This is a genomic window from Streptomyces sp. NPDC041068 (assembly GCF_040647455.1).
Taxonomy (GTDB): Bacteria; Actinomycetota; Actinomycetes; order Streptomycetales; family Streptomycetaceae; genus Streptomyces.
Genome location: NZ_JBEZCG010000003.1, coordinates 512,393 through 525,556 on the forward strand (window position 1 = coordinate 512,393; position 13,164 = coordinate 525,556).

Annotated in this window: 12 protein-coding genes; 7 read left to right on the plus strand and 5 right to left on the minus strand. The window is 70.7% G+C overall.

The features are described from left to right. The first annotated feature begins 177 nt into the window (after nucleotides 1-177). Both fmt and AB0B50_RS09405 read left to right on the plus strand, forming a co-directional pair. Nucleotides 178-1,122 (plus strand): methionyl-tRNA formyltransferase, encoded by a 945-nt coding sequence (fmt, locus tag AB0B50_RS09400; RefSeq protein ID WP_362328008.1) that lies wholly within the window; start codon nucleotides 178-180, stop codon nucleotides 1,120-1,122. Nucleotides 1,123-1,156: 34 nt separating this feature from the next. Then, nucleotides 1,157-2,617, plus strand: a complete 1,461-nt coding sequence (locus AB0B50_RS09405; RefSeq protein WP_362328010.1) for a transcription antitermination factor NusB — start codon at nucleotides 1,157-1,159, stop codon at nucleotides 2,615-2,617. 3 nt (nucleotides 2,618-2,620) lie between these two features. Here the strand turns inward: AB0B50_RS09405 and AB0B50_RS09410 are convergent, their stop codons facing one another. Next, the gene (locus AB0B50_RS09410; protein WP_362328012.1) at nucleotides 2,621-4,786 is read right to left on the minus strand and encodes an MMPL family transporter; all 2,166 of its coding nucleotides are present in this window, start codon (nucleotides 4,784-4,786) and stop codon (nucleotides 2,621-2,623) included. Between the two features lie 134 nt (nucleotides 4,787-4,920). On the opposite strand from AB0B50_RS09410, the gene rpe reads away from it, so the two are divergent. The 4 genes from rpe (at nucleotide 4,921) to AB0B50_RS09430 (ending at nucleotide 7,601) form a co-directional block, all read left to right on the plus strand. Next, nucleotides 4,921-5,607: a ribulose-phosphate 3-epimerase gene (gene rpe / locus AB0B50_RS09415; protein ID WP_362328014.1), complete on the plus strand. Its 687-nt coding sequence runs from the start codon at nucleotides 4,921-4,923 to the stop codon at nucleotides 5,605-5,607. A gap of 78 nt (nucleotides 5,608-5,685) precedes the next feature. After that, nucleotides 5,686-6,738, plus strand: a complete 1,053-nt coding sequence (locus AB0B50_RS09420; RefSeq protein WP_362328016.1) for a sugar-binding domain-containing protein — start codon at nucleotides 5,686-5,688, stop codon at nucleotides 6,736-6,738. A gap of 90 nt (nucleotides 6,739-6,828) precedes the next feature. After that, complete coding sequence (locus tag AB0B50_RS09425; RefSeq protein WP_362328018.1) at nucleotides 6,829-7,230, plus strand: ribonuclease domain-containing protein; 402 nt, start codon at nucleotides 6,829-6,831, stop codon at nucleotides 7,228-7,230. Further along, a complete protein-coding gene (locus AB0B50_RS09430) occupies nucleotides 7,230-7,601 on the plus strand; it encodes a barstar family protein (RefSeq protein ID WP_362328020.1) in 372 nt (123 codons plus the stop codon). The genes AB0B50_RS09425 and AB0B50_RS09430 overlap by 1 nt, the downstream gene beginning before the upstream one ends. 102 nt (nucleotides 7,602-7,703) lie before the next feature. Here the strand turns inward: AB0B50_RS09430 and AB0B50_RS09435 are convergent, their stop codons facing one another. The 4 genes from AB0B50_RS09435 to AB0B50_RS09450 form a co-directional block, all read right to left on the minus strand. After that, complete coding sequence (locus AB0B50_RS09435; RefSeq protein ID WP_362328021.1) at nucleotides 7,704-8,450, minus strand: alpha/beta fold hydrolase; 747 nt, start codon at nucleotides 8,448-8,450, stop codon at nucleotides 7,704-7,706. A 295-nt stretch (nucleotides 8,451-8,745) separates the two neighbouring features. Further along, nucleotides 8,746-9,483 carry an NAD-dependent epimerase/dehydratase family protein gene (locus tag AB0B50_RS09440; protein ID WP_362328023.1) on the minus strand — a complete coding sequence of 246 codons (738 nt, stop codon included), beginning with the start codon at nucleotides 9,481-9,483 and terminating at the stop codon, nucleotides 8,746-8,748. Beyond that, the gene (locus AB0B50_RS09445; protein WP_362328025.1) at nucleotides 9,483-10,511 is read right to left on the minus strand and encodes a Gfo/Idh/MocA family oxidoreductase; all 1,029 of its coding nucleotides are present in this window, start codon (nucleotides 10,509-10,511) and stop codon (nucleotides 9,483-9,485) included. Before AB0B50_RS09445 ends, AB0B50_RS09440 begins: the two co-directional genes overlap by 1 nt. A gap of 2 nt (nucleotides 10,512-10,513) precedes the next feature. Beyond that, nucleotides 10,514-12,013 (minus strand): NDP-hexose 2,3-dehydratase family protein, encoded by a 1,500-nt coding sequence (locus AB0B50_RS09450; RefSeq protein WP_362328027.1) that lies wholly within the window; start codon nucleotides 12,011-12,013, stop codon nucleotides 10,514-10,516. Between the two features lie 628 nt (nucleotides 12,014-12,641). On the opposite strand from AB0B50_RS09450, the gene AB0B50_RS09455 reads away from it, so the two are divergent. Next, complete coding sequence (locus AB0B50_RS09455; RefSeq protein ID WP_362328029.1) at nucleotides 12,642-13,076, plus strand: hypothetical protein; 435 nt, start codon at nucleotides 12,642-12,644, stop codon at nucleotides 13,074-13,076. Nucleotides 13,077-13,164 lie beyond the last annotated feature (88 nt).

The window sequence follows — 13,164 nt, forward strand, 5'->3', positions numbered from 1 at the left end:
TGGGGTCACGGTGCAGGGGCGTATGTGCATATGCACAGGGCGCACGCCGCTTCGTACGCCCCCAGGAGCGTCAACCTCAGGCCTCGGGACGACCGCACGGGCGGGCTTCGGGAGCGGCCCATAGACTGGTGCGCTGCCGTCGCCCCACCCCAGACCAGAGATCCGAGGTACCCACCAGTGAAGCTCGTCTTCGCAGGCACTCCCGAGGTCGCCGTCCCCGCCCTGGACGCCCTGATCGCCTCCGACCGGCACGAGGTCGCCGCCGTCGTGACCCGCCCGGACGCGCCCGCGGGCCGGGGTCGCAGGCTCGTGGCGAGCCCGGTCGCGGAGCGCGCTGAGGAGGCCGGTATCGAGGTGCTCAAGCCCGCGAAGCCGCGTGACGAGGACTTCCTGGCCCGGCTGCGGGAGATCGGGCCCGACTGCTGCCCCGTCGTCGCGTACGGCGCGCTGCTGCCCAAGATCGCCCTCGACGTCCCGGTCCGCGGCTGGGTCAACCTGCACTTCTCGCTGCTGCCCGCCTGGCGCGGAGCCGCACCGGTGCAGCACGCGGTGATGGCGGGCGACGAGATCACCGGCGCCTCCACCTTCCTGATCGAGCAGGGACTCGACTCCGGACCGGTCTACGGGACCGTGACCGAGGCTGTGCGGAACACCGACACCAGCGGTGACCTCCTCACGCGGCTCGCCTTCGCGGGCGCCGGGCTGCTCGTCGCGACCATGGACGGCATCGAGGACGGCAGCCTGAAGGCCGTGCCTCAGCCGAACGACGGCGTCACCCTCGCCCCGAAGATCACCGTCGAGGACGCGCAGGTGGACTGGGCCGCGCCCGCGCTCCGGGTGGATCGCGTGGTGCGCGGCTGCACGCCCGCCCCCGGCGCCTGGACTGTCTTCCGCGGCGAGCGGTTGAAGATCATCCAGGCGGCCCTCGTGCCCGACCGCACCGACCTCGCCCCCGGTGAGCTGTCGGCCGCCAAGAACAACGTGTACGTCGGCTCCGGATCGCACGCCGTGGAGCTGCTCTGGGTCCAGCCGCAGGGCAAGAAGCCGATGCGGGGCGCGGACTGGGCGCGCGGGGTGCGGATCGCCCCGGGTGAGCGGGTGGGCCGGAGCGACGTAGGCTGAGTGGGTTCGGACCCATTCCAGCAGCGGAGCACCTTTGAACGACCAGCCGAACCGGCGTCCCCGCAAGTCCTCCGGGAAGCCCGGGAAGTCCGGCAAGCCCTACCGCCGGCCGCAGAAGGACCCCGTCCGCATCCTCGCCTTCGAGGCGTTGCGCGCGGTGGACGAGCGGGACGCGTACGCGAACCTCGTCCTGCCGCCCCTGCTGCGCAAGGCCAGGGAGAAGGAGGGACCCGAGAAGTTCGACGCGCGCGACGCGGCCCTCGCCACCGAGCTGGTCTACGGCACGCTGCGCCGTCAGGGCACGTACGACGCGATCGTGGCGGCCTGCATCGACCGGCCGCTGCGCGAGGTCGACCCGCCGGTCCTCGACGTGCTCAACATGGGCGTCCACCAGCTGCTCGGCACGCGCATCCCGACGCACGCCGCCGTCTCCGCCTCGGTGGAACTGGCGCGCGTGGTGCTCGGTGACGGGCGGGCCAAGTTCGTCAACGCCGTGCTGCGCAAGGTCTCCCAGGACGACCTCGACGGATGGGTGGAGCGTGTCGCGCCGCCCTACGACGAGGACCCCGAGGACCATCTCGCGGTCGTCCACTCGCACCCCCGGTGGGTCGTCTCGGCGCTGTGGGACTCGCTCGGCGGCGGCCGTGCCGGGATCGAGGACCTGCTCGAGGCCGACAACGAACGGCCCGAGGTGACACTCGTGGCGCGGCCGGGACGCTCCACCGCCGATGAGCTCCTCGACTCCGTGGGCGAGGACTCCGCGCTGCCCGGCCGCTGGTCGCCGTATGCCGTGCGGCTCACCGAGGGCGGTGAGCCCGGTTCGCTGGAGGCCGTGCGCGAGGGGCGCGCGGGCGTCCAGGACGAGGGCAGCCAGCTGGTCGCGCTCGCGCTGGCGAACGCCCCGCTGGAGGGGCCCGACGAGAAGTGGCTCGACGGCTGTGCGGGGCCCGGCGGCAAGGCGGCCATGCTCGCCGGACTCGCCGCCCAGCGCGGTGCCGCGCTGCTCGCCTCCGAGAAGCAGCCGCACCGGGCAGGCCTCGTCGCGCAGGCGCTCGCGGGCAATCCCGGCCCCTACCAGGTCATCGCGGCCGACGGAACGCGTCCGCCGTGGCGGCCCGGCACCTTCGACCGGGTCCTGATGGACGTGCCCTGCACGGGACTCGGCGCGCTGCGCCGCCGCCCCGAGGCCCGCTGGCGCCGCCGCCCGCAGGACCTCGACGGCTTCGCCCCGCTGCAACGCGCGCTGCTGCGCACGGCGTTGGAGTCGGTGCGGGTCGGTGGCGTCGTCGGGTACGCCACGTGCTCGCCGCATCTGGCCGAGACGCGGGCCGTCGTGGACGACGTGCTCAAGCAGACGGGCGGCGCCGAACTCATCGACGCGCGGCCGCTGTTGGAGGGGGTCCCGGCGCTGGGCGACGGGCCGGACGTGCAGCTCTGGCCGCATCTGCACGGGACGGACGCGATGTATCTGGCGCTGATCCGGCGCACCGCCTGAGGCTCACCGGCCCGAGGAGCGCGCCGCCGGGGCCTCGGTCCCTCCAGAGGGTGCGGAGGGCTCGGGGCGGCGGGCCAGCGCGTGCGGCCACCACACCTTCGGGCCCACGTCCAGGAACAGGGACGTGACCAGGACGGAACGTACGACCAGGGTGTCGAGGAGTACGCCGAGCGCCACCGCGAAGCCGATCTCGGCGAACGCCACCATCGGGAGCGTGCCGAGCGCGGCGAAGGTGCCCGCGAGGACCAGGCCCGCCGAGGTGATCACCGCGCCGGTCGCGGCGAGGCCCGTCAGGACGCCCGCGCGGGTGCCCTGACGGCCCGCCTCCTCGCGGATGCGGGTCGACAGGAAGATGTTGTAATCGATGCCGAGCGCCACCAGGAACACAAAGACGAAGAGCGGGAAGTCGGTGGGCTCGCCCGCGTAGTCGAAGAGGTGGCGGAAGGCCAGCGCGCTGAGGCCGAGGGCCGTCGCGAAGGACAGGACCACCGTCGCGATCAGGAGCAGCGGGGCGACGACCGCGCGGAGCAGGACCGCGAGGATCAGCAGGACCACGACCAGGACCAGCGGGATCACCAGTTTGTTGTCGTGGGCCGTGGCGTGGTCCATGTCGAGCAGGGCCGCCGTGCCGCCGCCGACCCGCGCGTCCGCGTCGGGGACGGCGTGGACGGCGTCGCGCACCCGCTCCACGGTCCGCTTGGCCGCCGCGCTGTCGGACGGGTCGGTCAGGGTCGCCTCGAGCAGCACCTGGCCGTCGTGCTCGGCCTCCGTGCCCGGGGGACGGGCGACGGTGTCGGGCACCACACCTCGCGTGTCCTCGATGACCCGGGCGACCTCGTCGGCCTTCTCCTTGTTCGCCACGATCACCAGCGGGTCGCCCGAGCCCGCGGGGAAGTGCTCGGCGAGCACCTCCTGGCCGGTGATCGAGTCCGGCTTCTCGGTGAACGCGTCGGCGTTGCTGAGCCCCTCGGCCCGCAGCTGCAGCAGGCCCAGCGAGAGCAGGGCGAGGGCCGCCGCCGTGGCGCCCCAGATCAGCCGCGGGCGGCGGTCGATACGCCGGCCCGTGCGGGCCCACAGGCCGCGCTCGGTCGGCTCGGGGGAGCCGAGGTGGGGGATCAGCGGCCAGAAGAACCACCTGCCGAAGATCACCAGGAGGGCGGGGAAGAGCGTCAGCATCGCCAGCAGCCCGACGGCGACGCCGATCGCGGCGACCGGGCCGAGGCCGCTCGTCGAGTTCATCTCGGCGACGAGCAGCACCAGCATGCTCAGGACGACGGTCGCGCCGGAGGCGAGAACCGCGGGGCCCGCCCGGTGCAGGGCGAGGGCCATCGCCTCGTGGCGGTCCTCGTGGCGGCGCAGTTCTTCGCGATAGCGAGCGACCAGGAGCAGGGCGTAGTCGGTCCCGGCGCCGAAGACGAGGACGGTCAGGATGCCCGCGCTCTGGCCGTTGACCGTGAGGTCCGCGTGCTCGGCGAGGAGATAGACGAGGGCCTGCGCCGTGAACAGCGCGGTGATCACCGCGAGCAGCGGGGCGAGCAGCAGGGTCGGGCTGCGATAGGTGAACAGCAGGATCACGACGACGATGGCCGCCGCCGAGAACAGCAGCGTGGAGTCGATGCCCTCGAAGGCCTCGGCGGAGTCCGCGGCCGTGCCGCCCGGACCCGTGATGTGTACGCGCAGACCGTCATCGCCGGTGCCCACCCGCTCCCGGATGGAGTCGACGGCCGGTCCGATGCGCTCCCAGCCCTCTGCGTCCATCGTGATCGGGACGAAGACCTGGGCCGCCTCCGCGCCCGGCTTCTCGTCGTAGACGGGGCCGCGGGTCTCCGCGCCGCGGATGCCGTGGGCGCGCAGCTCCCTGGCCTGGCGCACGTCCCCGGCGATCTGCGCGCGGTCCTTGGCGGTGAGGCCGCCTTCGCGGGCGTACACGATCACGGCGGGGATCGCCTCGGGCCTGAACTCGGCCGAGACGTCGAGGACTTGGGTGGATTCGGCGGAGCCGGGGAGCCAGGACTCGGCGTCGTTCTCCTGGGCGTCGGTGAGCTTCTGCGCGAGCGGCGCCGCGACGACGAGCACCACCAGCCAGAAGAGCACCACCAGCCACTTGGTGCGCCGCCCGCACACCAGCCATGCGACGCCGTGCCGCCCCTGCCCTCGTACGTCCGCCATGGCGTCCCCCCGCTTGCCGTGCGCGGTGCCGGTGGACCGCCCAGCATGGCACGGGGCGTCCTGTCACGGGAGCCGCTGCGCCCATGGCTTGGACTGCGGTCAGCAACCGGCGCCGGGCATGGCAGGCTTGGGGCATGGCCGTGCAGATCAACCCCAGCATCCTGTCCGCGGACTTCGCCCGCCTTGCCGAGGAGGCAAAGGCCGTCGAGGGCGCGGATTGGCTCCATGTCGATGTCATGGACAACCACTTCGTCCCGAACCTCACCCTCGGGGTGCCGATCGTAGAGTCGCTGGCCCGTGCGACGGACACGCCTCTCGACTGCCACCTGATGATCGAGGACCCCGATCGCTGGGCCCCGCAGTACGTCGAAGCGGGCGCCGGATCCGTCACCTTCCACGCGGAGGCCGCCGCGGCGCCGGTGCGTCTGGCGCGCGAGATCCGTGCCAAGGGCGCCCGCGCCTCCATGGCGCTGAAGCCGGCGACGCCCATCGAGCCGTACGAGGACCTGCTCCCCGAGCTCGACATGCTGCTGATCATGACGGTCGAGCCGGGCTTCGGCGGCCAGGCGTTCCTCGACATCATGCTGCCCAAGATCCGCCGCACCCGTGAGCTGATCGCCAAGCACGGCCTGGAGATGTGGCTGCAGGTCGACGGCGGTGTCTCGGCCACGACCATCGAGCGCTGCGCCGAGGCGGGCGCCGACGTCTTCGTCGCGGGCTCCGCGGTCTACGGCGCCAAGGATCCGGCCGAGGCGGTACGTTCATTGCGTACCCAAGCCGAGGCAAAGACCGCGTCAAGCGCGTGGGCATGCGACCACTGAGCCACGGGAACGTGAACGCAGTCCTTCAGGGCTGATCAACTAGGCCGGATCTGCAAGGATGAACGGCGAACCCAGTTTGTGAACAGCAGTGAGGAGAGCGCCGTGTCGGCCATGTCGGCGGGTCGGTCAGCCATGCGGATGGGACCCGCGGAGCTGGTGCAGGCGGCGGCCATGGCCCGCCGCTTCTACCTCGAGGGCAAGTCGAAGATCCAGATCGCCGAGGAGTTCGGCGTCAGCCGCTTCAAGGTGGCCCGGGTCCTCGAGACCGCCCTCGAGCGGGATCTCGTACGCATCGAGATCAGGGTCCCCGCAGAGCTGGACGCCGAGCGCTCGGACGCGCTGCGTGCCCGCTACGGCCTGCGGCACGCGGTCGTGGTGGAGTCGCCCGCGCCCAGCGACGAGATCGACGAGTCGCCCGACCCCGAGAACCTCGGCGAGGTCGCGGCGGACCTGCTCGGCGAGCTCGTCACCGAGGGCGACGTCCTGGGCCTCGCCTGGGGCCGCTCCACGATCCACATGGCGGCCGCGCTCGACCAGCTGCCGCCGTGCACGGTCGTGCAGCTGACGGGCGTGTACGACGCCGGAACCGCCGAGCGCGGCTCCGTCGAGGCCGTCCGCAGGGCCGCCCAGGTCTCCGGTGGCGAGGCCCACCCCATCTACGCGCCGATGCTGCTGCCCGACCCGGCGACGGCCGCGGCGCTGCGCAACCAGACCGGCATCGCCCGCGCCTTCGAGTACTTCGACAAGGTCACGGTCGCCTGCGTCTCCATCGGCTCCTGGGAGCCGGGCATCTCCACCGTCCACGACATGCTCAGCGACGAGGAGCGGGCGCACTACGCTTCGCTGGGAGTGGCCGCGGAGATGTCTGCCCATCTGTTCGATGCCGAGGGGCGCCGGGTGGGGCGGGACCTCGGTGAGCGGTGCATCACCGTCGAAGCGGATCGGCTTCGGCGGATTCCTGAGGTCGTCGCCATCGCGGGTGGGCAGCGGAAGGCCGCGGCGATCGATGCGGTGCTTCGGTCCGGGCTGGTGACCAGCCTCGTCACCGATACTGCCGCGGCTGATCAGTTGTTGGTGGCGGGGCCCCCTCCTCGACCGGCTTTGAATCGGGCGGATCCGGACGGCAACTGAGTCTCTGCGGGGCGTGGGGGTTGTTCGCGCAGTTCCCCGCGCCCCTTCGGGGCGCTGCCTTGCGGGGACAGCTATGGCAGCATCTGTTGCATGTTGACCCGTTTCATCCCCCGAGCCCTGGGGGCATTGCTCGTCGGTCTCGCGATTCTGGTCTCGGGGTGCTCGTCGAGTGGCGGTGAGGCCTCCTCGGCCTCTGCTCCCGCCTGGGCCCGTGGCATGGCGACCGTTCAGGTCGGACGGTTGCCCGCCGAGGCGCGGGCGACGTTGCGGCGCATCGACGACGGAGGGCCCTTCCCGTACGCGAAGGACGGGACCGTCTTCAGCAACTTCGAGCGGGAGCTGCCGCAGCGCAAACGCGGCTACTACCACGAGTACACCGTGCGTACGCCGGGGGAGCGCGACCGCGGGGCCCGGCGGATCGTCACCGGGGACGGCGGCGAGACCTACTACACCGATGACCACTACGCGTCCTTTAAGGCGGTGCTCAGGTAATGGCCGGCGGTACTGACACGACGCCCGATCCGCTCGCGCCCGTGCTGGAGGCGGCGCGCGGCGCCGGGTGGACCACCGTGACGCTCTCCCTGGCCGGGGTGGCCGACAAGGCCGCCTTCATGGAGCGCTGCGCCGAGGTCCTGGACCTGCCCGACTGGTTCGGGCGGAACTGGGACGCCCTCGCCGACTGCCTCACCGATCTGTCGTGGGCGCCTGCCGCGCGCGGGCGGCTGCTCGTCGTCTCCGGCTGGCAGGAGTACGCGGGACAGGCGCCGGGGGAGTGGGACATCGCGCAGGAGGTCTTCGCCTCCGCGGTGGAGCACTGGCGGGACACGGGGACGCCGCTGGAGATCGTCCTCGCCATCGGCTGAGCCCTCGTCGTCTCGTCATCGGCTGAGCCCCCCGGGCCCCTGTCAGCGGATGAGCCCCCGCCGTGGGAACGGCGGGGGCTCAGGCTTCCGGTGTCCGGGTGGTCAGGACGTAAGGCGCGTGCTGATCTTCTCCATGACGGACGCCGCGTGCGTGTCCAGGTAGAAGTGGCCGCCGGGGTACGAGTGCAGCTCGAAGGACCCGGTGGAGAACTCGCGCCAGACCCGGGCCTCGTCGACGGTGACCATCGGGTCCGCGTCGCCGGTGAGCACCACCAGCGGGCAGTTCAGGGGCTCGCCCGGGGTGAGGCGGTAGGTCTCCACCGCGTGGTAGTCGTTGCGGATCGCGGGGAGCAGCATCTCCACCACGTCCGGGTCGTCCAGGAGGCCGCCCGCGGTGCCGCCCAGCTCCTTCACCTTGTCGATCAGACCCGTGTCGCTGCGCCGGTGCACCCCCTCGTCACGCGAGAGGGAGGGCGCGGAGCGTCCCGAGGCGAAGAACGAGACCAGCTCGATGTCCTTCTGCTGGAGCCTGCGGGCGACCTCGAAGGCCACCAGTGAGCCCATGCTGTGGCCGAAGAACGCCAGTGGCCTGTCGGCCCACTCCAGCAGTTCGTCCGCCAGGACGTCGGCCAGCTCGGTCACGCTGTCGATGCACGGCTCCTTGCGGCGCTCCTGGCGCCCCGGGTACTGGACGGCCAGCACATCGGCCACCGGCGACAGTTGCCGCGAGACCGGGAAGAAGTAGCTGGCGGCGCCGCCCGCGTGCGGGAAGCACACGAGGCGGACGCCCGCGTCGGAGGGATGGAAGCGGCGTATGGAAGGGGTGGTGAGATCCGCCGTGTCTGTCATGGCTGTGGTCGCTCCTTGGTACCGGGTCTGCTGGGTGCTCCGACTTCCCTGTCACGCACGGGCGTTCGCCGCCTTGGGGCCGGGCCAGCGCTTCGCCCAGTCTTTCAGGATGTCGACGGCCGCCTCGGTGCAGTTCTCGGCTCGCACGGCTTCGCCGGTGCTCGCCGCCCCGCCTGGCCCTCGTCGTTGAGGGCCTTGCGGAGGGCCTCGTCGAGGAGTCCGGCGAGACGTGCACGCATCCTCCGTCGTACGAAAGGGACGGTCGAGGGGAGTCTCCCGAGGCTTCGGGTGGTGCTCAGTAATGCGGGACGTAGCGGTCGAGCATGCGGTCCAGGTATCCGGGGTCGGTCACCGACCGCAGTTCGGGCAGGAGTGTGCAGAGCTTGTCGACCGACACCCGGGTCAGGCTGAAGGGCACGTCGACGATCTCGTGCCGCGCGAAGAGCCCCAGACGCCGCTCGATGCCGTGGACGACGGTCTCCACGGGCAGCGGTGTCCCCGAGGCCACGTTGATCACTTCGTTGTCGACGCCCTGTACGAGGAGACCGTCGATGGCCCCGACCAGGTCGGCCACGTCCACCAGATCGCGGTGCGCGCCCTTGTGCAGCCGCACGCTGCCGTCGCGCACCTGCTGGACGAGGGCGGGCAGCAGCTGGTGCGGACGCTGCCAGCGGCCCGTCGCATGGCTCACCCGCAGCACGAGCCAGGGCGCTCCGGAGTCGGTGACGATGTTCTCCAGGCGTAGCCGCTGGATGCCGTACGGCGAGGTCGGCCTCAGCTCGGTGTCCTCGGTCATCGGCGCGTCCCCGGTGCCGTACAGCGCGTGGGACGCGCTGGAGAGGAACACCATGAGGCGTCCTTCGGCGCGGCACTTGCGGCTGACCTCCGCCACCAGGGCCGCCTCGCGGTCGAACTCCTCGTCCGCGCTCGTCCAGGTGCTGGAGACCCCGGCGGCCAGGACCGTGGCGCCCGGGTGGCGGTCCTCGACGGCCGCGAGATTGCGGGCGATGAACCCCTTGCCGATGATCTCCATCAGGGGCGCTCCGCCGCGGTGACGCGGACCGCCGACTCGTGGATGCCGTCGAGCAGTTCGGCCGTTCGCACGGTGGTGGCGGCCCAGGCCCGGTGGCCGGAGTCGACGCCGGTGGCCGCGGTCTCGCGCACCGCGGCGGCGAACGCGGCGATCGAGCTCGCGAACTGGTGCTCGGCGGGGAGCACGATCTCCTCGGTGTGGTTCTGCTCCTCGATGCGCACGACGGGCGCCATGGTCGCCGGCGGCGTGAAGGCGCGGTCCACGATCAGGCGCGCCTGGCTGCCCCAGAGGGTGTAGCGCGAGCCGTAGGTGTGCACGAAGCCGAAGTTGACCGTCGCGATCTGCCCCGCGGAGGCCGCGAGCACCGCGCTGCCCGCGACATCGACACCGGAGGCCGGGTCGTCGTGCAGCACGGCGCCGACGACGCTGAGATCGTCGCCGAGGAAGTACTGCGCGAGCCGCACGGGGTAGATGCCGGCGTCCAGGAGCGCGCCGCCGCCGAGTTCGGGGCGGTAGCGGACGTCGTTCGCGGGCAGCGGTGGGAAGCAGAACGCCGCGTCGACGTGCCGGAGTTCGCCGAGTCGGTCCTGCGCGACCAGCTCGGCCACGCGACGGTGGAGCCCGTGGTGGACGAAGGCGAGGTTCTCGCGCAGCACGAGGCCGCGATCCCCCGCGACCCGGGCCAGCGCCCCGGTATCCGCGGAATCCGTGGTCAGCGGCTTCTCGGACAGGACGTGCTTGCCCGCTTCGAGCGCGGCGTTCACCCAGGTGAAGTGCAGGGAGTTGGGGACCGACACATAGACCGCGTCGATGTCGTCCCGCTCGAGGAGACGTTCGTAGCCGTGTACGGCCTCGCAGTCGAAGTCGGCCGCCAACCGCTCCGCCTTCTCCCGCTCCCGGCTGGCGACGGCGGCGGCGACGGTGTCCGGTACGTCGCGCAGCGCGGGCAGCGTGCGCCGCGCGGCGATCGAGGACGCGCCCAGCACGCCGAACCTCAGCGGCGGTCCCGACGGAGTGGAGGTGCTCACGTTCATTCCCCTCTGGTCTGGCACAACAGGCTGTGCAGGCAGGCAAGGAGACTCCTGGCCTGGATGTTCAGGTAGTTGCTGTGCTGGACGAGCCCCGACAGCTGATGGGCGGTCAACCAGCGGAAGTCGTCCGGCTCCTGGAGTTCGCGCTCAGGGGAAATCTCCACGATCACATGGCGGCTGCGGGTGTGGAAGAACCGGCCGCCCTCCTCGGAGAGCACGGTGTCGAACCGGATGGCCTCGGCGGGTGCGCTCAACACCTCGTCGAGGAACGGGGGAGCGGCCTCGGCCGGCAGCACGGTGTAGTTCTCCGGGGTGCACTGCACGGTGGGCGCGAGCTCGACGGCGTCCATGAAGCCGGGCTCGTGCTTGGCCCTGACCAGGACGTGCAGCACGCCGTCGATCCGCTGGACCAGGAAGGCAGTGACGCCCTGGCCGCGCGCCTCGATCATCGGCTGGGTCCAGCCGCCGATCTCGCGGCTGCCTGTCTCCACGTCCACGGCCATCACGTCGAAGAACAGGCCGGATTCGTGGGAGATCCGGTCCTCGGTGCGGTGCCATCCCCGGATGGAGCCGAGGCCGACCAGGGTGGCCTCGCCCTCGAAGTCCGCGCGTGCGCCGGTGAACCAGTTGCGCAGTGAGCCGGGGGAGTGCAGTGCGCCGTGTGCGGGATCCAACGATCTTGTCAGGGATGTGCGGATAGTGTCGACATCGACCGGATACAGTGATCGTGGATCACCGTCCGGGGGCCGTAAGTTGGGTAACGCGGGATCCGTCAACGGGAGGCAGGACATGACCGTGCGCGCGTCCATGTTCACCAGGTCGTCCACCGCCAGCAGGGCGTGCAGCTGGCCTGCCGACAGCCAGTAGAAGCCGTCGAGCAGTTCCACGTCCTCCGTGGTTTCCACGACGATGTTCCGATTGCGTTTCCTGTGGAACCAGGAGCCCTGCTCCGACTGGAGAACATCGGCGAGCACACGATGCCCGGAGGCATTCCGGAAGTAATCGAGATAGGGCACGGGGCGGCCGCCGTGCACCCTGGTGTAGTTGCTTCGCGTCGCTTGAACGGTGGGTGAGAGCTGGACCCCGTTGTGGTTTCCCGGCTCCATCTTCGCCTGCATCAGACAGTGCGGTATGCCGTTGAATTCCTTGACCAGGATGCCCAGCACGCCGACTTCGGGCTGACTGATGACCGGCTGTTCCCAGGAAGGCACCGATCCCGGTGCGTCACGAACGCGTAGGCCTTGCACCGAAAAGAATCGGCCACTGTCGTGAACAAGGTTTCCTGTCGACCCCTCGAAACGCCAAGCCTTCAGTTCCGTAAACGGGATGCGACGAACCTTCGACTGTTCGGTGTCGCGGTACGAGGTAAGCCATGCGTAAAAGTCCCGCAGGCTCGTGACGGCGTGCTCCACATCTCGCAGGGAGTCGGGGATTTTGCCGACCGGACCGGTCCCATGCCTGGTCAACACGTTGGCGCTGCCCGTCGGGGCGTGCGTCATCAGTCGCTCCTTGTTCCCTGGCGAGGGTTTGTGGGCGGAGTGGCGGGGGAGGTTTCCGCATTTGGGGCGGCTGTCTCCCTTGTGCGGTGATGCGCCGTCAACTCCCGGCATTCCCCAGGGAGTGTGCGCTTAATCCTGCTTTTTCTGACTCTGGCAAGTCCTACGTCTCTCCGTGGCTTCTGTCAACTCGAATCGCGCGACTTCGGCGTGTCCATCAGGCGTACCGCGCAAGGGGGTTCGGTACCGGTGTCGGTATTGGTCGACGAATTTTTGATGACGCAACCCGGTGCGGGGTGTTTGTGACTCCCGTCACATTGTCACCCCCGTCGGGGCTGTGGCAGAGTTGATGTACGTATTTGAACTGCTGTTTTTCCGCGGCGAATTGGGAAATTCGCAATGGTCAACCCGGCGCTCCTGCCGGTTGAGAATTTGGTTCTTGGTGGCCGCCGGTACAAAGATGTTGCGGGACGACTTCGGCGAATCTGAAGATCTAAGCGGGGTTCAATTTTGTCCAGGGCTGCTCGGTCGGCGCAGTTGCGACGGCTCCCGCGCGACGGGGTCGACGGCGTGGTGCTCGTCTGGCCTCGTGCTGGTGCGGCCGGCGGATCCAGGGGAACGTGATGCGACGGTGCTGGTCAACTCGTCCTTAGGGGAAGGGGAGTTGGGCCCCGAGTCGTTCGGGGCGTTCCTCGGTCTTCAGGTCGAGGCGCTGCGCTCGGCGGTGGGCTCGCGGCCGTTCGTGCTGCTCGGGCCCGCAGCGGGAGGGCTGATCGGCCACGCGCGGGCCATGACGGAGGGCCTCTTCGCCCGCGGAAACCCCTTTGCCCGCGAACACCCCTTCGCCCGCGAACACCCCTTCGGCAGCGGCGCGTCGAGCGGCGTACGCCTCAGCGCGGTGGGTCACGACCACACGCTGAGGGACGAGTGCGCGATCGCCCGGGTCTCCCGGTCCCTTCCGCACACGTCGGCCACCACGCCCGGCGACCGCTTCACGCTCATGGAGGAGAACATCGCCGTGCCCACCACCACGATCCGCGGGCGGCTCGCGGAACGGGACATCTGAACCACCGGGCGGCACAGGGAAGTTCGCCCCCCAGCCTTTCTTCCGGCCATCTTCAGCGGCCACAGCACGACAACGACCCCGCGGCTCA